This is a genomic window from Streptomyces sp. NPDC003027 (assembly GCF_053591435.1).
The window spans coordinates 22807-41765 of record NZ_JBSFTU010000017.1; the positions used below are offsets into that span (position 1 = coordinate 22807).

The following is an 18959-nucleotide window of genomic DNA, read 5'->3' on the forward strand; positions in this document are numbered from 1 at the left end:
CCGTCCCCGGCGGCCCGGTTCCGAGCAGGGTCCGCCTCCCCCTCGCGCCTTGGGGGAGACGGACCCTGCTGACTGTCTCCGCAGCTCAAAGCCCCCTCTGGTGAGACTCCCGGCCGCCGGATAGGGTGTGAGGAACGCGTCAAGGCGACGCTGGTGTGCCGGGAAGTCTGGTCGGCGTCCGAGGGGCCGTGTGCCCATCCGCCGTTATGTCCCGGAGGCCGCCCCCATGGCGCAGTCACGCCCGCGCAAGCCGCTTTTCGGTCTGCTTCCCTGGACGGAGCGGCAGACGGTCGCCGAAGCGCTTCGTACGGAGACGGTCGGCGGCCTGGTCCTGCTGGCGGCGGCCGTGGTCGCCCTGGTGTGGGCGAACAGCCCGTGGAGCGACACGTACGAGTACGTACGGGACTTCCACTTCGGCATACCCGCCCTGGGCCTGGACCTCTCGGTCGGCCACTGGACGGCCGACGGCCTGCTCGCGATCTTCTTCCTGGTCGCCGGTATCGAGCTGAAACGCGAGCTGGTCGTGGGTGAGCTGCGCACCCCGGCCACCGCCGCCCTGCCGGTCGTGGCCGCGGTCTGCGGCATGGCCGTACCCGCGGCCCTCTATCTGCTCACCGTCACCGCCGGCGGTGGCAGCCCGGAGGGCTGGGCCGTGCCGATGGCCACGGACATCGCCTTCGCGCTCGCGGTCCTCGCCGTCATCAGCACCCATCTGCCGTCCGCGCTACGGGCGTTCCTGCTGACCCTGGCCGTCGTCGACGACCTGGGGGCCATTCTCGTCATCGCGGTCTTCTTCACCTCCGACCTCGACTTCTGGGCGCTGGGCGGAGCCTTCGCGGGCCTGGTCGTCTTCTACGTCCTCCAGCGCCACCGCGTCCGCGGCTGGTGGTGGTACGCGCCGCTGGGGATCGCGACCTGGGCGCTGATGTACAACTCCGGTGTCCACGCGACCGTGGCCGGTGTCGCGATGGGCCTGATGCTGCGCACGGTCCGTGACGAGGGGGAGAAGGCGGCGCCGGCCGCCCGTGTCGCGCATCTGCTGCACCCCGTCTCGGCCGGTGTCGTCGTCCCCCTGTTCGCCCTCTTCGCCGCCGGCGTCAGCGTCTCCGGCGACGCGCTCGGCCATGTCTTCACCGACCCGGAGCCGCTGGGTGTCGTCGTCGGCCTGGTCGTGGGCAAGATCCTCGGCATCTTCCTCGGCACGTACCTGGCCGCTCGCTTCACCCGCGCCGAACTCAATCCGGGCCTCGCCTGGGCCGATGTCCTCGGGCTCGCCACCCTGGCGGGGATCGGCTTCACCGTCGCCCTCCTGATCGGCGAACTCGCCTTCCCCGACGCCGTCGAGGCCGAGCACATCAAGGCCGCCGTCCTCGTCGGCTCCCTCGCCGCCGCGGCCCTCGCCGCCGTACTGCTGCGCCGCCGGAACCGGATCTACCGGCTCCTGTGGGAGGAAGAGGAACGGGACGAGGACGCGGACGGCATACCCGACATCTACCAGACCGGCGAACGGTCGGCGGACGGCACAGCGCGCGGATAGGCGGCGGGCGTTCGGGGGCGGCCGTGGCCGTGAACCGCAGGGCATGGCGGTCCGGCAGTCCTCCGGCGGGCCGAGACCGGCCTTCCTGTTCCCCTTCTTCGGCATGCCCGGGCCATGCGGCCGAGGAGGGGAGGAGCCGCTAGGTTCGACCCGGCGACGTGAGGTGCCGTGGTACGTGAGAGGGTCTGGCGCGTGAGCGAGACACCACCGAACACCCTGCAATACCGCGTTGACGGGCCCGGAGACGCCCCGGTCCTGGTGATCGGACCTTCCCTCGGTACCACATGGCACATGTGGGACCGGCAGGTCCCCGAGCTGACCCGCCAGTGGCGCGTCGTCCGTTTCGACCTGCCCGGTCACGGCGGCGCGCCCGCCCGCCCCTTCACCTCCGTCGCCGAGCTCGGTGACCGGCTGCTGGCCACCCTCGACGAACTGGGCGTCCAGCGCTTCGGCTACGCCGGCTGCTCCATCGGCGGCGCCGTCGGCCTCGACCTGGCGCTGCGGGCGCCCCACCGGGTCGCCTCGCTGGCCCTGGTGGCCACCTCCCCCCGGTTCGGCAGCGCCGACGAGTTCCGCCAGCGGGGAGTGATCGTGCGCACCCACGGCCTCGAACCCATGGCCCGTACCGCACCCGAACAGTGGTTCACCCCCGGCTTCGCCGCCACCCAGCCCGCGATCGTCGAGTGGGCCGTGCAGATGGTGCGGACGACCGACCCCGGCTGCTACATCGGTGCCTGCGAAGCGCTCGCCCTCTTCGACGTCCGTGACTCCCTCGGCCGCATCGGCATCCCGGCCCTCGTGCTCGTCGGCGCCGACGACCAGGTCACCGGCCCCGCCGAGGCCCGCACCCTGGTCGCCGGGATAGCCGACGCCCGGCTCGCCGTCGTCCCCGGCGCCTCCCACCTCGCACCCGTCGAGCAGCCCGGCGCCGTCACGGACCTCCTCACGAACCACTTCGCCGGGATCGTGCACGACACGCAGAGCGCCCTGCCCGCCCCGCCGATGCCGCCCGTCTCCGCCCCGGTCGTCCCCGTCGCCGAGATCGCCCCGCCGCCCGCGCCCGAGCTCGCCGGATCCGCGCGGCCCGACGCGTACGACGAGGGCCTCAAGCTGCGCCGCGAGATCCTCGGCGACGCCCATGTCGACCAGGTCCTCGCCGACGAGTTCGGAGCCGATTTCCAGTCCCTGGTCACCCGTTACGCCTGGGGCGAGGTGTGGAGCCGTGACGGCCTCGACCGCCGCACCCGCAGCTGTGTGACCCTCACGGCCCTGATCGCGGGCGGTCACCTGGAGGCGCTGGCCGACCACACCCGGGCCGCGCTGCGCAACGGTCTGACCCCCGCCGAGATCCGCGAGGTGCTGCTCCAGACGGCGGTCTACTGCGGCATGCCGGCCGCCGACAGCGCCCTGCGGGTCGTGAGCCGGGTGATCAAGGAGGAGACCACGCCCCAGGCGTAGGCTGACCGGGCATGCCCATGCCCGGACCGTGTGAGGTGGACTCCTGTGAAGCTGACGAAGAAGTCGCACGCCTGCATCCGCTTGGAGAAGGACGGGCGGGCGCTCGTCATCGACCCCGGCGGCTTCACCGAGCAGGACGCCGCCCTCGGCGCCGACGCCGTTCTCGTCACGCACGAGCACCCCGACCACTTCGACGAGAACCGGCTGCGGGCCGGCCTGGAGGCCAACCCGGCGGCCGAGATCTGGACGCTGAAGAGCGTCGCCGAGCAGCTCTCGGCCGCCTTCCCCGGCCGGGTGCACACCGTCGGGCACGGCGACACCTTCAGCGCGGCCGGCTTCGACGTCCAGGTGCACGGCGAGCTGCACGCGGTGATCCACCCGGACATCCCGCGGATCACCAACATCGGCTTCCTCGTCGACGGCTCGCTCTTCCACCCCGGCGACGCGCTGACCGTCCCCGAGCAGCCGGTGGAGACGCTGATGCTGCCGGTGATGGCACCCTGGAGCAAGATCTCCGAGGTCATCGACTACGTCCGCGAGGTCAAGCCGCACCGCGCCTTCGACATCCACGACGCCCTGCTCACCGACCTCGCCCGGCCGATCTACGACCGGCAGATCGGCGCGCTCGGCGGCACGGACCACGGCCGGCTGGCCCCCGGTGACTCCACCGACCTGTGAACTCGATGACTGTCACACCCCGCCGTTAGGCTTGCCCGCATGCGCATCGCCACGTGGAACGTCAATTCGATCACCGCCCGGCTGCCCCGGCTCCTGGCCTGGCTGGAGAGCAGCGGCACGGACGTGCTCTGCCTCCAGGAGACCAAGTGCACCGCCGAGCAGTTCCCCACCGACGAGCTGCGCGAGCTGGGGTACGAGTCGGTGGTCCACGCCAACGGGCGGTGGAACGGCGTGGCGCTGCTCTCCAAGGTCGGCCTGGAGGACGTCGTCATGGGCCTGCCCGGCGGGCCCGAGTACGAGTCCGTGCAGGAGCCCCGGGCCATCTCGGCGACCTGCGGCCCGGTCCGCGTCTGGTCGGTGTACGTGCCCAACGGCCGCGAGGTCGCCCATGACCACTACGCCTACAAGCTGCGCTGGCTGGAGGCGCTCCAGGGAGCGGTCGCCGCGGACGCGGCGGGGGAGCGCCCCTTCGCCGTCCTCGGGGACTTCAACATCGCCCCGACCGACGACGACGTCTGGGACATCTCCCTCTTCGAGGGCGCCACGCACGTCACCGCCCCGGAGCGGGCCGCGCTCGCCGGGCTGCGGGAGACGGGCCTGTCCGACGTGGTCCCGCGCCCCCTCAAGTACGACCAGCCCTTCACGTACTGGGACTACCGCCAGCTCTGCTTCCCCAAGAACAGGGGCATGCGCATCGACCTGGTGTACGGCAACAAGCCCTTCGCCGACGCGGTCGAGGACAGCTATGTCGACCGCGAGGAGCGCAAGGGCAAGGGCGCGTCCGACCACGCCCCGGTCGTCGTCGATCTGGACGTCTAGAGCCTGTCCGGCACCCGCTGGAGCGGTGATCTCCGCGTGCCGGGTGGTCCGCGGGAGGGTCCGGTGCGACGCTGGTCGGATGAACATCCCCTTCCTGGGCAACTGGCGCAAGCGGCACGCAGTCGGTACCTCTCCGCTGACGGCGGCCTTCGACCGCGACCCGGAGGGAGTGGGCGAGCTGCTCGCCGAGTGCGAGCTGCTGCGTGCCAGGGCCCAGGAGGCAGGGGTGGAGCTGGACGACACCCCGCGTTCGCTGGCGGCCCTCGACCAGCTGCCGCCGCTCTGGCGCGACGACCCGGAGGAGCTGCCCTGGATCGGCAACGACGCCGGTCTGTATCTGGGCACGGTCGTCGTCCGCACGGTGCCGGGTGCCTGCTGGCAGGTGTGGCCCGGAGGGCAGCCGGTGGTGCGGCTCGCCTCCGGCCGGGAGATCAACGTGGTCGAGGCCGGCCTCGACTGGGCCGTGAGCGGATCCCCCGAACTCTCCCGCGTGTACGCGGAGGCCGCCGAGTTCTGACCGGCCGCCCCACCCTTCTGCAGTAAATACGGCTTATCCGTGTTTCATGCGTGTCGGGCGTGAAGTCCCTTTTCGTGCTGGATAGTTTGCGCTGACCTCGACACAGCTGAGAAGGGGGCAGGGCAGCGTATGGCCGTCGATCCTTTGATCGAGCTGCGTGGCGTCAACAAACACTACGGAACGCTGCACGTCCTGCAGGACATCGACCTCACCGTCGGTCGCGGCGAGGTGGTGGTGGTCATCGGACCGTCCGGCTCGGGCAAGTCGACGCTCTGCCGGGCGATGAACCGCCTGGAGTCCGTCGAGTCGGGCGACATCCTCATCGACGGGCGCCCTGTTCCCGAGGAGGGCAAGGCGCTGGCCCGGCTGCGGGCCGAGGTCGGCATGGTCTTCCAGTCGTTCAACCTCTTCGCGCACAAGACCGTCCTCGCCAACGTGTCACTCGCCCAGATCAAGGTGCGCAAGCGGAAGAAGGAGGAGGCCGACCGCCGCTCGCGCGAACTCCTCGAACGCGTCGGCCTCGCCGCCCACGCCGAGAAGCTGCCCGCCCAGCTCTCCGGCGGCCAGCAGCAGCGCGTCGCCATCGCCCGCGCCCTCGCCATGGACCCCAAGGCGCTGCTGTTCGACGAACCGACCTCGGCGCTCGACCCCGAGATGATCAACGAGGTCCTGGAGGTCATGCGGCAGCTCGCCCGCGAGGGCATGACCATGGTCGTCGTCACCCACGAGATGGGCTTCGCCCGCTCCGCCGCCCACCGCGTCGTCTTCATGGCCGACGGCCGGGTCGTCGAGGACCGCACCCCCGAGGACTTCTTCACCGCCCCGCGCAGCGACCGCGCCAAGGACTTCCTGTCCAAGATCCTGACGCACTGACGGGGAGGAACGCCATGCACCGTACGCAACGCATCCTCCTCGCGCTCGCGCTCGTGCTCGCCCTGGGCGCCGCGGCCGCCTGCGGCAAGGAGGGCAGCCCGCCCGTCAAGGGGCCACAGCCCGAGGCGCTCCCGAAGTACCGGATCGCGTCCGCGTTCCAGTTGCCCGCCTCCGCCACCTGGAGGAAGGCGAAGAGCCGCGGGCGTCTGGTCGTCGGCGCCAAGGAGGACCAGCCGTACATGGGCGAGAAGGACCCCGCCACCGGCAGGTACTCCGGCTTCGACATCGAGATCGCGAAGATGATGGCGGCCTCGCTGGGCTTCGACCCGGCGTCCGTCGAGTTCCGGACCATCGCCTCGGCCAACCGCGAGACCGCGCTGCAGAACGGCCAGATCGACTACTACGTCGGCACCTACACCATCAACGACAACCGCAAGAAGCTCGTGGGGTTCGCCGGCCCCTACTACATGGCCGGCCAGTCCCTGCTCGTCCGCACCGACGAGAACGACATCGGCGGACCGCGGGACCTCGCCGGCAGACGGGTCTGCTCGGCCGCCGGCTCCACCCCCTTCCAGCGGATCGAGAAGGACTATCCCGAGGCCGACCTCGTCGCCTACGACACCTACTCGGTCTGCGTCGACAACCTGCTCACCTACCAGGTCGACGCGGTCACCACCGACGACACGATCCTGATGGGCTACGCCGCCAAGGTCCCCGACGAACTCAAGGTTGTCGGCAGGCCCTTCTCCCGGGAGCCCTACGGCATCGGCGTGCCGCGCGACGACAACGCCCTGCGCCTCGCCCTCGACGACGCCCTCGCGGCCCACCAGAGGAACGGCGACTGGAAGAAGGCGTACGACGCGACCCTCGGCCTCTCCGGGGTGCCCGCCCCGCGGCCGCCCGCCATCGACCGCTACCCGGCGAGCTGAGGAGGCGAGCGGCGACATGGACGTACTGACCGAGAACTTCTCCCTCTACGGCGACGGCTTCCTCGGCACCGTCGAACTCACCGTCTACGCCTCGGCCCTGGCCCTGGTCCTGGGCTTCGTCATGGCCTCGTTCCGGATCGCGCCGGTCGGCTCCCTCCGGGTCTTCGGCGGCGTCTGGGTGACCGTGCTGCGCAACACCCCGCTCACCCTCCTCTTCTTCGCGGTGATGCTGGGCCTGCCACGGTTCGGACTCGTGCTCCCCTTCGAGCTGTTCGCGGTCCTCGCTCTCGGCTGCTACACCTCGGCCTTCGTCTGCGAGGCGCTGCGCTCCGGCATCAACACCGTGCCGCGCGGCCAGGGTGAGGCGGCCCGCAGCCTCGGCATGACCTTCGCGCAGACCCTGAGCGCCGTCGTCCTGCCGCAGGCGTTCCGTTCCGTCATCCCGCCCATCGGCTCCACCCTCATCGCGCTCGCCAAGAACTCGGCGATCGCCGGCGCCTTCAGCGTCACCGAACTCCTCGGCACCTACAAGACGTTGAGCGAACTCGGCTACAACATCATCTGGACCTTCGTTTGGATCGCCGTCGGCTATCTGATCGTCACCCTCACCATCAGCGCGCTCTTCAACGTCCTGGAGAAGCGCTGGGGAGTCGCCCGATGACCGAGTCCACCGCCCTGTACGACATCCCGGGTCCGCGCACCCGCAGGCGCCACCGGCTCTACGGCGCCCTCTCGACCCTGGCGATCCTGGCGCTGGCCGGCTGGATCCTCCATCTCCTGTTCGACACCGGGCAGTTCACCTCCACGAAGTGGTCGCCGTTCGCCTACGAGGGCATTCAGGAGCTGCTGCTGCGCGGGCTCGGCAACACGCTCAAGGCCTTCGCGTACGCCTCGGTGCTCTCGCTCGTCCTCGGCGGCCTCCTCGCCACCGGCCGCCTCTCCGAGCACCGGGTCTTCCGCTGGATCTCGACCCTCCTCGTCGAGTTCTTCCGCGCCATGCCCGTCCTGGTGATGATCTTCTTCATCTTCGTGGCGCTGAAGGTCCACCCGCTGCCCGCGCTGGTCGCCGGACTGACCCTCTACAACGGCTCGGTGCTCGCCGAGGTGTTCCGTACCGGAGTCGACTCGGTCGACCGCGGGCAGCGGGAGGCGGCGTACGCCCTCGGCATGCGCAAGACACAGGTCATGACCTACGTCCTGGTGCCGCAGGCGCTCCGCGCCATGCTGCCGGTCATCATCAGCCAGCTGGTGGTGGCCCTGAAGGACACCTCGCTCGGATTCCTCATCACCTACGAGGAGTTCCTGCACGCGGGCAAGCTGATCGCGTCCAACCTCGACTACGACCTGCCGTTCATCCCCGTCGTCATGGTGATCTCACCGATCTACATCGGGATGTGCATGCTGCTGTCCTGGTTCGCCACGTGGGTCGCCGGGAAGGAGCGCCGCAGTCCCAAGACGAAGGCCGTGGAGGTCGCCCCGGCCGAACCGGGGACGCTGCTGCCGGGCGGAGGTCCTCCCACGGGCGCGTAGCGGTCGCGCGGCAGGCCGCAGGAAGCCCTGCCCGTCCGGCAGCAGCCGGTGATCACTCCTCCCGCAGCGGGACCGACACGTACGACGGGTCGGCCGGCGGGGAGGAGAAGGTCAGCTGCGCGCCGGTCGGGTTGTGCTCGATGTAGAGGGGGTCGACGGTGTCGACGACCACGGCGAGACGGTGTCCGGCGGGCACGTCGTAGGCCGTGGAGAACAGCTCCAGATCGACGGTGAACGGCTCGCCGGGCGTCTTCCCGTGGAAGGTGTACGGGGCGTTGCTGACCAGCTTGCCGAGTCCGAGCGGGCCCACGTCGTAGAGGTACGCGACGAGGGTGCCGCTCTCGGCCGTGGAGGTGACGGTGGTGTGGAGCTTCGCCGTGCCGCGCACCCGCTGGGCGGTGTCGTGGCGCTCGGACTGCCACACGCCGGCGAAGGCGCGGGGGAGCAGCGGGATCGAGGCCACGGGCGGGGTCCCGAGGAACTGGTCGAAGGCGTTGGAGAGGAGGACGACGCCGCCGTTGGCGCCGGAGTCGACGTCGGCCCGGATCTTCTGGGAGCCGCCGAGGGCGATCTTCCGCTGGTCGGCGCCGACCGACTTCCAGTCGGGGTAGCCCTCGTAGCCGCCGGTGGAACGGGTCTTGAGCTGGACGGGCTGCTCGCGGTCGATGCCGTTGTCGGCGCCCTTGAGATAGCGGTCGAACCAGCGGTGGGCGCTGGTCCAGGTGTCGTTGGGCAGGCCGAGCAGGCCGGTGGCCTCGGCGGTGGCGTGGTCGCCGGGGCGGAACTCCAGGCGCTTGGGCCCCTGGAGCTTCTCGTAGAAGGACGCGTACTGGTTGGGCGGGAAGACGGTGTCTCCCCAGGCGTTCCCGAGCATGATCGCGGCGCCGTTGGCGTTGATCCGGTCCAGGTAGGTGACGGCGGAGCGCTTCCTGCCCCAGGCGATCATCTTCTCCTCCTCGGCGAGGTCGGAGGAGAGGAAGTCGCCCAGGATCTCCTGGAGTTCGGGGCCGGGACGGCCGGTGAGGTAGCCGGCGCCGCCGAGCAGGGCGGCGGCCTGGAGGTGCTGGGTGCGCCCGCTGTAGATCGACTCGATGAGGTCGGCCCAGCCGCTCAGTGCCGCCACGGCCCTGACGCGCTTGTCGTGCGCGGCGGCGAGCAGGCTGATCCCGGCGCCGTACGAGACGCCCGCCATGCCGATCTTCTCGGGGTCGGCGGGGGTGTTCGCGAGAACCCAGTCGATGACCTTGGAGGCGTCGGCGACGTCCTTCGGTCCGGCGGTCTCGATGTGGCCGCCGGACTGCCAGAAGCCACGCGAGTTGTAACTGACCACGACATAGCCGGAGTCGGCGAGCTTCCGGGCCTGCGCGAGGTACTCGACCTGGGGCATGGCCCAGCTGGTGGGCAGCACGATCACGGGGTGGCGGGCGCCGGAGCCCGCACCCGCCGGGGTGACGACATTGGCCTTCAGGACGGTGCCGCCGTCGCCGGCGATGTCGACGAAGCGGATGCCGGTCTCGGTGGCGTGGGCGGCGGGTGCGAGCCCGAGCGCCGTCCCCGCCACGAGGGCGGCCGAGACGGCGAGGACCAAGGGTGTGCGCACGGGTCACTCCTCACTGGGATCACTGATGGGGGGCAGTGAAAGTGACCCGACGGTAACCGGGAAGGCTTACTCCTGGTAACCGATCGGTGAGTCACGTGCGGGTAACGATTATTGGACGCCCTGTCAATTGAGTGCGCTCCTGGACCGCCACTCGGCCCAGGACAGATTCCACTCGCCGTAGCCGTTGTTCAGCGCCTGCGTCCCCTTGGCCTCGGAACCGGTGATCTCGAAGGGGTCGCCCACCCGCACCTGGTCGTACACGGCCCGCGCGTCGCCGTCGCTCATGCCGAGGCAGCCCGAGCTCCTGTTGGCGCTGCCGAAGTAGGCCGCGTTCCAGGGCGCCGCGTGCGCGTACATCCCCGACCAGGTCAGCCGCATCGAGTAGTCGACCATCTTGTCGTAGGCGTCACCGAGCCCCACGGTCTCCGAGCGCATGTTGATGGTGCCCTCCTTGGACATCAGGACGGTCCTGCCGCGCCAGGAGGCCTTCTCGCCGCCGGGTGTCCCGGCCGACATGGGCACGTCCAGGACCTCGGCGCCGTCCCGCAGCAGCTTCAGCCGGTGGTTGTCGAGGTCGACCTCGACGAGCTGCTCGCGGCCGATGCCGAAGGTCGTGGTGTAGTCGCGTACGAACCAGCCGCCGGCGCCGGAGTCGATCCCGCTCAGCCGGGCGTCGAGGGTCACCTTCGTGCCGGCCTTCCAGTACTCCTTCGGCCGCCAGTCCACCCGGTCCTTGCCGGACCAGTCCCGCATCCAGCCCCAGGACCCCTCGGTGCGGTTCGAAGTGGTGACCGTGAGGTGCTTCTCGACCTCGGCCTTGTTCTTCACCGGGTGGTCGAAGACGATCGACAGCGGCTGGGCGACGCCGACGGTGGTGTTCTTGCCGGGGGCGAGCGTCAGCTTGTTGACCCGCTCGGCCGGCGCGGTGGTGAACCCGGCGCGGGCGTTCCCGCCGGACGCGTCCCGTGCCTCGATCGCGTAGCCGGTACCCGGCACGGCCTTGCGCGAGGACGTCCAGCTCGTCCCGTCGGCGGACAGCTTCCCCTCAAGCCGGCCGCCCTTGGAGTCGGTCACGTCGACCCGTGACAGCCTCCCCTCGGCGAGCCGGACGACGACCGGTTCGCCGGCCGTCGCCCGGCCCCCGGTGAGATTCACCGATATCCGCGTCCGTGGCGCCCCCTCCTTCGTGCCGCCGGCCGCCGGCGTCCCCCCGGAGCAGGAGGTGACGGCGGCCAGGGCGAGCGCCCCGGCGGCGGTGGCGAGCAGGGTGCGCGGGCGTATGCGGTTCACGGGGACGACCTCCGGTGTGGATCACTCTCGCGGGGAGAGAGGGGCGGAGGCCGGGAAAGGTTGCGCGTGTTTGAGCTGTTTCACGGTCGTCGGGTGTGAGATGGGCGAGACGTTCGACCGGCGTCCGTCACGTCGTCGCCGGTTCGGCGGCGACCGCCGTCATCGCGTGCCGTGTCACATCGGCGACCAGCTCCACCACGTCCGGGCCGTACGCCTGCGAGTTGACCACCTTGAGGAGGAGGACGAACGGGCCGGAGCCGTACGTGCGCGCCAGCTTCTCGTGGTGCTTGGCCAGATAGCGGGTCGCGGCCTGGTTGGTGACCGCGAACTGCCCGCAGAAGAGGAAGACCGGCCGCCCTCCGTCGCCCGCCGTGAGCCGGGCCAGGACGACGTACTCCGTCACGCCGTTCACCCCCCGGTACACCTCGCCCCCGATCGTGAGCATGCCCCGGTCCTCGACCGGTTCCGACTCCACGTTCATGCGCAGACCCGGCAGCAGGGAGGACAGATGCGCCGCCATCCGGCGATTGGAGTACGGTCCGCCGACGCAGAACTCCGCGAGGTCGCCGATGCCCTGCCGTGCCGAGTCGTGCTGGACTATCCGGGGCTGCGCCCCGCAGTCCTTGATCAGGGCGGACAGTTCGAGCAGCGCGGAGACGTCGGTACGGTGCACCGAGCCCTCGCTGCCCGCCTTGCGGTTCACCACCAGCAGGCACTCGGAACCGCCGGCGAGCCCGAAGAACGCCTGCTTCCGGCGGAGCCCGCGGCGCCACAGATACGTGCGGGTCAGCCAGCCCAGCGACGCGCTGACACCGGTCGCGAGCACGCCGAGGACGACATTGCGCAGGTCTTCATTCATGGGCGCGCATGCTAGCGGGGCGGCGCCACTCCGTTCGAGGCGGTCCTGACGAGGAGGGCGGGCGGAAGTTAGGCTGCCGGGACGGCTGTTGACTGGAGGTAGGAATGCGTCGTTCCGCCGCACGGAATGGGTCGGTTCTCGCCGTCGCCGCGACGGTGCTGCTCTCGGTGGGCGCCGCCGCGCCACCGTCCGCCGCGCCGCCCTCCGCGTCGAGGGCGACCGAGACGAAGCCGCCGGTCAAGGAGCCCGTGGCCGTGGGCTGGGGCGGAGCCGTCGCCAGCGTCGACGCGGACGCCTCGGCCGCCGGCATCGAGGTGCTCCGCCAGGGCGGCAACGCGGTCGACGCGGCCGTCGCGGTCGCCGCGGCCCTCGGCGTCACCGAGCCGTACTCCGCCGGCATCGGCGGGGGCGGCTACCTCGTCCACTACGACGCCAGAACCCGTACGGTACGCACCATCGACGGGCGCGAGACCGCGCCGCGGTCGGCGGACGCGAACCTCTTCGTCGAGAACGGCAAGCCCATCCCCTTCGAGGAGGGCATGACCAGCGGCCGCGGCGTCGGCACCCCCGGCACCCCGGCCACCTGGAAGACCGCCCTCGACACATGGGGCAGCAAGCCGCTGCGCACCCTCCTCGCGCCGGCCACGCGGCTGGCCCGGGAGGGCTTCACCGTCGACCCGACCTTCCGCGCCCAGACGGCCGCGAACGAGGCCCGCTTCCGTGACTTCCCGGCCTCCTCGGAGCTCTTCCTGCCGGGAGGGGAACTGCCCGTCGTCGGCTCGACGTTCAAGAACCCGGACCTGGCCCGTACGTACGAGAAGCTGAGCCGGGAGGGCGTCGGCGCCCTCTACCGGGGGCCGCTGGCCCGGGACATCGTGAACACCGTACGGAAGCCCCCGGTACGGGAGGGGGCCACGCGGGTCGTCCGCTCCGGCGACCTGACCGAGCGCGACCTGGCGGCGTACGAGACCGAACGGCGGCGGCCCACGAAGATCTCGTACCGCGGTCTCGACGTCTACGGCATGGCGCCCTCGTCCTCCGGCGGCACGAGCGTCGGCGAGGCGCTGAACATCCTGGAGCGCACGGATCTGTCAAAGGCCACCCAGGCCCGCTATCTGCACCGTTTCATCGAGGCCAGCCGGATCGCGTTCGCCGACCGGGGCCGCTGGGTCGGCGACCCGGCGTTCGAGGACGTCCCCGTGCGGGAACTGCTCTCGCAGCGGTACGCGGACTCCCGGGAGTGCCTGATCCGCGACGACGCGGTCCTGACCAGTCCGCTGGCGCCGGGCGACCCCCGCGACCCCGCCGACTGCGGGCGCGGCGGGACGGCGGCGCCCACCACCTACGAGGGCGAGAACACCACGCATCTGACGGTGGCCGACAGGTGGGGCGACGTCGTCTCCTACACGCTGACCATCGAGTCGACGGGCGGCAGCGGGATCACCGTGCCGGGGCGCGGCTTCCTGCTCAACAACGAGCTGACCGACTTCTCCTTCGCCCCGGCGAACCCGGCGGTCCACGACCCGAACCTGCCCGGTCCCGGGAAGCGGCCCCGCTCGTCGATGTCCCCGACCATCGTGCTCGACAAGCACGGACGGCCGGTCCTCGCCCTGGGCTCCCCGGGCGGGGCGACCATCATCACCACCGTGCTGCAGACGCTGACCGGCGTCGTGGACCGGGGGCTGCCCCTGGTCGACGCGATCGCGGCGCCCCGGGCGAGCCAGCGCAACCAGACGACGACCGAACTGGAGCCGGGGCTCTGGAACAGCCCGCTGAAGGGCGAGCTGGAGGCGATCGGCCACGGCTTCCGGCAGAACCCGGAGATCGGCGCGGCGACGGCCGTCCAACGGCAGCCGGACGGCAGCTGGGTCGCGGCGGCGGAGACGGTCCGCAGGGGCGGAGGCTCGGCGATGGTCGTACGGCCCCGGCGCTGACCGGCGGCCCCCGAGCGGCGTCGCGCCGGTGCCTGAGGGATGGTCAGGAGGCCGGGGCCGTCAGGGTCGTACGGGCCTCTGTGTCCTGACGGACGGGTCTCCCGCGCGACGCGCGGCCCCGGCGGCTACAGGGCCGTCAGGATGCGGGGACCGTCGTCGGTGATCGCGATCGTGTGTTCCGTGTGGGCCGCGCGGGAGCGGTCGAGGGTGCGGATCGTCCAGCCGTCAGCGGCGGTGTAATGGTCGTCCCGGCCGCTGCCGATCAGCATCGGCTCGATCGCGATCGCCATTCCGTGGCGCAACGGCACGCCCCGGCCCGGACGTCCCTCGTTGGGGACGTCCGGGCCCTCGTGCATGGTGCGGCCGACGCCGTGCCCGCCCATGCCGTCCGGGATGCCGTAACCCGCCCGGCGGCACACGCGGCCGACGGCGTGGGCGATGTCGCCGACGCGGTTGCCCACGACGGCCGCGCCGATCCCGGCCTCCAGCGCCGCGTACGCCGTGTCGATCAGGCGGGTGTCCTCCGGGCGGGCCCGGCCGACCGTGAAGCTGACGGCCGCGTCGCCGACCCAGCCGCCGAGGGACGCCCCGCAGTCGAGGGAGACGAGATCCCCGTCGGCGAGCCGGCTCTCGTCCGGGACCCCGTGCACGATCGCGTCGTTCACGGACACGCACACCACGGCCGGGAACGGCACGGGCGCCCAGCCGGGGTGATAGTTCAGGAACGGCGATCCCGCGCCCGCCTCGTCGAGCACTTCTCGCGCCGCCCGGTCCAGCTCGCGCAGGGTCACCCCCGGCGCCGCCTTCTCCCGCGCGGCCGCCAGAGCCCGGGCGACGACCCTGCCGGCCTCCCGCATCGCACGCAGGGACTCGTCCGTCTTGATCTCCATCATGCCAATTACTATACCGGTATTAGAATGGTGGCATGGTACGCACACCCCTGACCCCCGAAGAGCGCGAGCGCGGCGAACGCCTCGGCCTGCTGCTGCGCGAGGCCCGCGGCGGCCGCTCCATGGTGGAGATCGCCGCGGCCGCCGGGCTCTCCGCCGAAACGCTCCGCAAGATCGAGACCGGACGGGCCCCGACCCCCGCCTTCTTCACCGTCGCCGCGCTGGCCGGGGTCCTCGGTCTCTCCATGGACGAGATCGTCGTGCGCTGCGCGCTCGTACCGGTCTGATCCCGGCGCGAAAACGGTCCGTAGCCGTCCCGTAACACGCCTGAGGTCCAATGCCAGCGGACCGGAAGGTTCCAGTCGAGTGTGCGGGTGGTGCGGCGGTATGTCCACGGATCAACTTCCGGCGGCGGAAGGCGCGTTCGCGCGTCTCCTGAGAGACCTGGTGGCACGCCTCGACCCGGGGGAGGGCTGGTACGGCGTCTTCGCGAGCCGGGACCCGGACGGCATGCGGGCCTGCTTCGACGGTACGGAGATCCTGCCCTGGGACGTGGTCGAGTCCCTCCTCCACGACCTGGGCGAAGCACCGTCCGGACCTCAGGGCGTACGGGTCAGGGCGCTGCACACCGCGGCCGCCGCCGCCCATGACCGCAGGCCGGGCGGAGCGGAGGCGCTGCGCGAGCGCCTGGAGCTGATGGAGCGGGAGCGGTGCCACGCCGCGACCCGCTCGCGCGAACTCGAGGCCCTCCTGGGCGCGGCCCCCGGCTCCCCGGACACGCCCCGGCTCCAGCACGAACTGGCCTGGGCCCGGGACGACCACCGCCGTGCGACGGCCCGGATCGAGGAACTGGCGGCGCGCCTGACCGCCCTGGCCCAGCCGGCCCCGGCCCCCGCGGTCGAGCCGGCCCCGGCTCCCGCCCCCGCCCGCACACCGGCACCGGCCGTCAAGCGACGCCCCCGGGGCGCCCGTTACGCGTGGATGGACGAGGCCGATGACGTGCCGGAGGCGGTGGGGGTGCCGCGGCTTCCGGTGGCCGGCGCCCTCCCGCGCGGTGCCCGGTTCGGCGGAGCCGAGACGACCCCCGCCGCCCCGCCCCGTACCCCCGCCGCGCCCCTCGCCGCCGAGGTCGCCGCCGAGGCGGCCCGCGCCGCCGGGAACGCGGTCTACGCGCTGCGGCGGCTGCGCGCCCAGGGGCGCAGCGGCGAGGCGCACGCGCTGCTCTGCGAGGCCGTCGCGGGTCCGCCCGCCTGGCTCCCGCCGCTCGCCGCGGAGCTCGACCGGGTGGGACTCGGCGCCGACTGGACCACCTTGCTCTGGGAGGCGGCCACGCTGCCTCCCGGCCGGCTCGCCGCCGTCGCCGGGGCGCTCGCCGACGCGGGCCGGGACCAGGACTGCGATCAGCTGCTCCGCCAGGGCGTCGCCCGGCCGGTCGAGGAGCTCGCCGACGCCTGCGCCGCCCTGCGCGCGGAGGGGCATCAGCGCGAGGCCCGGGCCCTGCTCGCGGCCTTCCTCCGGGCCCGTACGCCGGAGGACGCCGCCCGGCTCGCCGCCGTGGACCCGCACGCCCTGGTGCCCCAACTCCTCGACGCCGCACACACGGTGTCCCCGGACCGGCGGCGGGATCTGGCGCACGCCCTGCGGGTCGCGGGCCTCGCCGGAGCCTGACCGCGCCACGCGGGTCCCGCCCCTACGCCAGTCACGACGCCCATCCCGCCCGCCCGCCACGTCGTAGGTCACACCGGATCAGACCGGGACGTGTCGGTGTGTGTCCGACGTGGACCACTCGGGTATGAAACATGATCGACTCCGGCGGTTCACGGCGGTGGTCTTGCTCCGGGGTGTGACGGGGCTTACGTTCTCCTCCTACGTACCGCGTCTACGTGCGTAGAGGCTCTCTGACGCCGTGCCGAAGGAGCAGCTCATGACCGCTGTCGTACGCGCCGCACTCGTCCAGGCGACCTGGACCGGCGACACCGAATCCATGATCGCCAAGCATGAGGAGCACGCCCGCGAGGCGGCCCGGCAGGGCGCTCGGATCATCGGGTTCCAGGAGGTCTTCAACGCCCCCTACTTCTGCCAGGTGCAGGACCCCGAGCACTACCGCTGGGCCGAGCCCGTGCCGGACGGGCCCACCGTGCGCAGGATGCGGGAGCTCGCCCGCGAGACCGGCATGGTGATCGTCGTCCCGGTCTTCGAGATCGAGGGCTCCGGTTTCTACTACAACACCGCCGCCGTGATCGACTCCGACGGCTCCTACCTCGGCAAGTACCGCAAGCACCACATCCCCCAGGTCAAGGGATTCTGGGAGAAGTACTACTTCCGCCCCGGCAACATCGGCTGGCCGGTCTTCGACACCGCCGTCGGCAAGGTCGGCGTCTACATCTGCTACGACCGCCACTTCCCCGAGGGCTGGCGCCAACTCGGCCTCAACGGCGCGCAACTGGTCTACAACCCCTCCGCCACCCACCGCGGACTCTCCTCCCACCTCTGGCAGCTGGAGCAGCCCGCCGCCGCCGTCGCCAACGAGTACTTCATCGCCGCCATCAACCGCGTCGGCCAGGAGGAGTACGGCGACAACGACTTCTACGGCACCAGCTACTTCGTCGACCCGCGCGGCCGGTTCGTCGGCGACGTCGCCTCCGACAAGACCGAGGAACTCGTCGTGCGCGACCTGGACTTCGGCCTGATCGAGGAGGTCCGCAAGACCTGGGCCTTCTACCGCGACCGACGCCCCGACGCCTACGACGGGCTGGTGCGGCCGTGAGCAGCCTCCACGACCGCCACCGCGCCGTCATCCCCGACTGGGTCGCCCTCTACTACCGGGACCCCATCGAGATCACCCACGGCGAGGGCCGCCATGTGTGGGACGCCGAGGGCCGCAGGTACCTCGACTTCTTCGGCGGCATCCTCACCACCATGACCGCCCACGCCCTCCCCGAGGTCACCAAGGCCATCGCCGAGCAGGCCGGCCGGATCATCCACTCCTCCACGCTCTACCTCAACCGCCCGATGGTCGAGCTCGCCGAACGGATCGCCGCCCTCTCCGGCATCCCCGACGCCCGGGTCTTCTTCACCACCTCCGGCACCGAGGCCAACGACACGGCGCTCCTCCTCGCCACCGCGTACCGCCGCTCGAACCAGATCCTGGCGATGCGCAACAGCTACCACGGCCGCTCCTTCTCCACCGTCGGCATCACCGGCAACCGCGCCTGGTCACCCACCGGCCTCTCCCCGCTGCAGACCCTCTACGTCCACGGCGGCGTCCGCACCCGGGGCCCCTACGCCCAGTTCACGGACGACCGCTTCATCGACGCCTGCGTCGCCGACCTCGAAGACCTCCTCGGCCACACCCGGGACGTCGCCGCGCTGATCGCCGAACCCATCCAGGGCGTCGGGGGCTTCACCTCCCCGCCCGACGGGCTCTACGCGGCCTTCCGCCGGGTCCTCGACCGGCACGGCATCCTCTGGATCACCGACGAGGTGCAGACCGGCTGGGGCCGCACCGGCGACCACTTCTGGGGCTGGCAGGCGCACGACCAGGCCGGCCCGCCCGACATCCTCACCTTCGCCAAGGGCATCGGCAACGGCATGTCCGTCGGCGGGGTCGTCGCCCGCGCCGAGGTCATGAACTGCCTGGACGCCCACTCCATCTCCACCTTCGGCGGTTCACCCGTCACCATGGCCGCCGGCCTCGCCAACCTCGGCCACCTCCTGGAACACGACCTCCAGGGCAACGCCCGCCGCGTCGGCGGACTGCTCCTCGAACGGCTCCGGGCCGTCGGCGCCGGAGTGGAGGCGGTCCGCGAGGTCCGCGGCCGCGGCCTGATGATCGGCATCGAACTGACCGTACCGGGCACGGACGAGGCCGACCCGGCGGCGGCCGCCGCCGTCCTGGAGACCGCCCGCGAGAACGGACTCCTCCTCGGTAAGGGAGGCGGCCACAACACCAGCACCCTGCGGATCGCCCCACCGCTCTCGCTCACCGCCGCCGAGGCCGAAGAAGGGGCCGCCATCCTCGAACAGGCGCTCCGGTCCCTGTAGT

18 protein-coding genes are annotated in these 18959 nt (G+C 71.6%); 14 read left to right on the forward strand and 4 right to left on the reverse strand.

The genetic code is table 11. The annotated features are described in order from the left end of the window. Window positions 1-226: 226 nt before the first annotated feature. The 9 genes from nhaA to ACWDX6_RS14775 all read left to right on the forward strand — a co-directional run bounded on the left by nhaA (window position 227) and on the right by ACWDX6_RS14775 (window position 8341). The gene (gene nhaA / locus ACWDX6_RS14735; protein WP_451485313.1) at window positions 227-1537 is read left to right on the forward strand and encodes a Na+/H+ antiporter NhaA; all 1311 of its coding nucleotides are present in this window, start codon (window positions 227-229) and stop codon (window positions 1535-1537) included. A gap of 192 nt (window positions 1538-1729) precedes the next feature. After that, on the forward strand, window positions 1730-2995 hold the full coding sequence (gene pcaDC / locus ACWDX6_RS14740) for a bifunctional 3-oxoadipate enol-lactonase/4-carboxymuconolactone decarboxylase PcaDC (protein ID WP_451485314.1): 1266 nt from the start codon (window positions 1730-1732) through the stop codon (window positions 2993-2995). 45 nt (window positions 2996-3040) lie between these two features. Further along, complete coding sequence (locus ACWDX6_RS14745; protein WP_451485315.1) at window positions 3041-3673, forward strand: MBL fold metallo-hydrolase; 633 nt, start codon at window positions 3041-3043, stop codon at window positions 3671-3673. 39 nt (window positions 3674-3712) lie between these two features. Continuing rightward, on the forward strand, window positions 3713-4492 hold the full coding sequence (locus ACWDX6_RS14750) for an exodeoxyribonuclease III (protein ID WP_451485316.1): 780 nt from the start codon (window positions 3713-3715) through the stop codon (window positions 4490-4492). Window positions 4493-4571: 79 nt separating this feature from the next. Further along, a complete protein-coding gene (locus tag ACWDX6_RS14755) occupies window positions 4572-5009 on the forward strand; it encodes a DUF6278 family protein (RefSeq protein ID WP_451485317.1) in 438 nt (145 codons plus the stop codon). Between the two features lie 129 nt (window positions 5010-5138). Continuing rightward, on the forward strand, window positions 5139-5882 hold the full coding sequence (locus tag ACWDX6_RS14760) for an amino acid ABC transporter ATP-binding protein (protein ID WP_451485318.1): 744 nt from the start codon (window positions 5139-5141) through the stop codon (window positions 5880-5882). Between the two features lie 14 nt (window positions 5883-5896). Then, entirely contained in the window at window positions 5897-6811 is a 915-nt protein-coding gene (locus tag ACWDX6_RS14765) for a glutamate ABC transporter substrate-binding protein (RefSeq protein ID WP_451485319.1), read from the forward strand. A 16-nt stretch (window positions 6812-6827) separates the two neighbouring features. Then, window positions 6828-7472, forward strand: coding sequence for an amino acid ABC transporter permease (locus ACWDX6_RS14770; RefSeq protein ID WP_451485320.1), 645 nt, complete (start codon window positions 6828-6830; stop codon window positions 7470-7472). Then, window positions 7469-8341 carry an amino acid ABC transporter permease gene (locus ACWDX6_RS14775; protein ID WP_451485321.1) on the forward strand — a complete coding sequence of 291 codons (873 nt, stop codon included), beginning with the start codon at window positions 7469-7471 and terminating at the stop codon, window positions 8339-8341. The genes ACWDX6_RS14770 and ACWDX6_RS14775 overlap by 4 nt, the downstream gene beginning before the upstream one ends. 52 nt (window positions 8342-8393) lie before the next feature. Here ACWDX6_RS14775 and ACWDX6_RS14780 read toward each other — a convergent pair whose 3' ends face one another. The 3 genes from ACWDX6_RS14780 to ACWDX6_RS14790 all read right to left on the reverse strand — a co-directional run bounded on the left by ACWDX6_RS14780 (window position 8394) and on the right by ACWDX6_RS14790 (window position 12090). Beyond that, window positions 8394-9941, reverse strand: a complete 1548-nt coding sequence (locus tag ACWDX6_RS14780) for an alpha/beta fold hydrolase (protein WP_451485322.1) — start codon at window positions 9939-9941, stop codon at window positions 8394-8396. Between the two features lie 123 nt (window positions 9942-10064). Further along, a complete protein-coding gene (locus tag ACWDX6_RS14785; protein ID WP_451485323.1) occupies window positions 10065-11231 on the reverse strand; it encodes an Ig-like domain-containing protein in 1167 nt (388 codons plus the stop codon). Between the two features lie 127 nt (window positions 11232-11358). After that, window positions 11359-12090 carry a hypothetical protein gene (locus ACWDX6_RS14790; RefSeq protein WP_451485324.1) on the reverse strand — a complete coding sequence of 244 codons (732 nt, stop codon included), beginning with the start codon at window positions 12088-12090 and terminating at the stop codon, window positions 11359-11361. A 104-nt stretch (window positions 12091-12194) separates the two neighbouring features. Here ACWDX6_RS14790 and ggt point away from each other — a divergent pair, with 104 nt between their 5' ends. Then, entirely contained in the window at window positions 12195-14024 is a 1830-nt protein-coding gene (gene ggt / locus ACWDX6_RS14795; protein WP_451485325.1) for a gamma-glutamyltransferase, read from the forward strand. A 125-nt stretch (window positions 14025-14149) separates the two neighbouring features. Here ggt and map read toward each other — a convergent pair whose 3' ends face one another. Next, a complete protein-coding gene (map, locus tag ACWDX6_RS14800) occupies window positions 14150-14917 on the reverse strand; it encodes a type I methionyl aminopeptidase (protein ID WP_451485326.1) in 768 nt (255 codons plus the stop codon). A gap of 32 nt (window positions 14918-14949) precedes the next feature. Between map and ACWDX6_RS14805 the strand changes: the two genes are divergently transcribed. The 4 genes from ACWDX6_RS14805 (at window position 14950) to ACWDX6_RS14820 (ending at window position 18958) form a co-directional block, all read left to right on the forward strand. Then, a complete protein-coding gene (locus tag ACWDX6_RS14805; protein ID WP_451485327.1) occupies window positions 14950-15201 on the forward strand; it encodes a helix-turn-helix domain-containing protein in 252 nt (83 codons plus the stop codon). Between the two features lie 100 nt (window positions 15202-15301). Further along, complete coding sequence (locus ACWDX6_RS14810) at window positions 15302-16582, forward strand: UL36 very large tegument protein (protein WP_451485328.1); 1281 nt, start codon at window positions 15302-15304, stop codon at window positions 16580-16582. A 256-nt stretch (window positions 16583-16838) separates the two neighbouring features. After that, the gene (locus ACWDX6_RS14815; RefSeq protein ID WP_451485329.1) at window positions 16839-17681 is read left to right on the forward strand and encodes a nitrilase-related carbon-nitrogen hydrolase; all 843 of its coding nucleotides are present in this window, start codon (window positions 16839-16841) and stop codon (window positions 17679-17681) included. Next, window positions 17678-18958, forward strand: coding sequence for an aspartate aminotransferase family protein (locus ACWDX6_RS14820; RefSeq protein ID WP_451485330.1), 1281 nt, complete (start codon window positions 17678-17680; stop codon window positions 18956-18958). The genes ACWDX6_RS14815 and ACWDX6_RS14820 overlap by 4 nt, the downstream gene beginning before the upstream one ends. The last annotated feature ends 1 nt before the right edge of the window (window position 18959 follow it).

What these genes read in the sequence shown, in the direction of transcription:
- ACWDX6_RS14815 (WP_451485329.1), top strand. Translation starts at nt 16,839, where the DNA reads ATGACCGCTGTCGTACGCGCCGCACTCGTCCAGGCGACCTGGACCGGC.
- ACWDX6_RS14765 (WP_451485319.1), top strand. Translation starts at nt 5,897, where the DNA reads ATGCACCGTACGCAACGCATCCTCCTCGCGCTCGCGCTCGTGCTCGCC.
- ggt (WP_451485325.1), top strand. Translation starts at nt 12,195, where the DNA reads ATGCGTCGTTCCGCCGCACGGAATGGGTCGGTTCTCGCCGTCGCCGCG.
- ACWDX6_RS14810 (WP_451485328.1), top strand. Translation starts at nt 15,302, where the DNA reads ATGTCCACGGATCAACTTCCGGCGGCGGAAGGCGCGTTCGCGCGTCTC.
- map (WP_451485326.1), bottom strand. Translation starts at nt 14,917, where the DNA reads ATGATGGAGATCAAGACGGACGAGTCCCTGCGTGCGATGCGGGAGGCC.
- ACWDX6_RS14775 (WP_451485321.1), top strand. Translation starts at nt 7,469, where the DNA reads ATGACCGAGTCCACCGCCCTGTACGACATCCCGGGTCCGCGCACCCGC.
- nhaA (WP_451485313.1), top strand. Translation starts at nt 227, where the DNA reads ATGGCGCAGTCACGCCCGCGCAAGCCGCTTTTCGGTCTGCTTCCCTGG.
- ACWDX6_RS14750 (WP_451485316.1), top strand. Translation starts at nt 3,713, where the DNA reads ATGCGCATCGCCACGTGGAACGTCAATTCGATCACCGCCCGGCTGCCC.
- ACWDX6_RS14755 (WP_451485317.1), top strand. Translation starts at nt 4,572, where the DNA reads ATGAACATCCCCTTCCTGGGCAACTGGCGCAAGCGGCACGCAGTCGGT.
- ACWDX6_RS14760 (WP_451485318.1), top strand. Translation starts at nt 5,139, where the DNA reads ATGGCCGTCGATCCTTTGATCGAGCTGCGTGGCGTCAACAAACACTAC.
- ACWDX6_RS14805 (WP_451485327.1), top strand. Translation starts at nt 14,950, where the DNA reads ATGGTACGCACACCCCTGACCCCCGAAGAGCGCGAGCGCGGCGAACGC.
- ACWDX6_RS14770 (WP_451485320.1), top strand. Translation starts at nt 6,828, where the DNA reads ATGGACGTACTGACCGAGAACTTCTCCCTCTACGGCGACGGCTTCCTC.
- ACWDX6_RS14790 (WP_451485324.1), bottom strand. Translation starts at nt 12,090, where the DNA reads ATGAATGAAGACCTGCGCAATGTCGTCCTCGGCGTGCTCGCGACCGGT.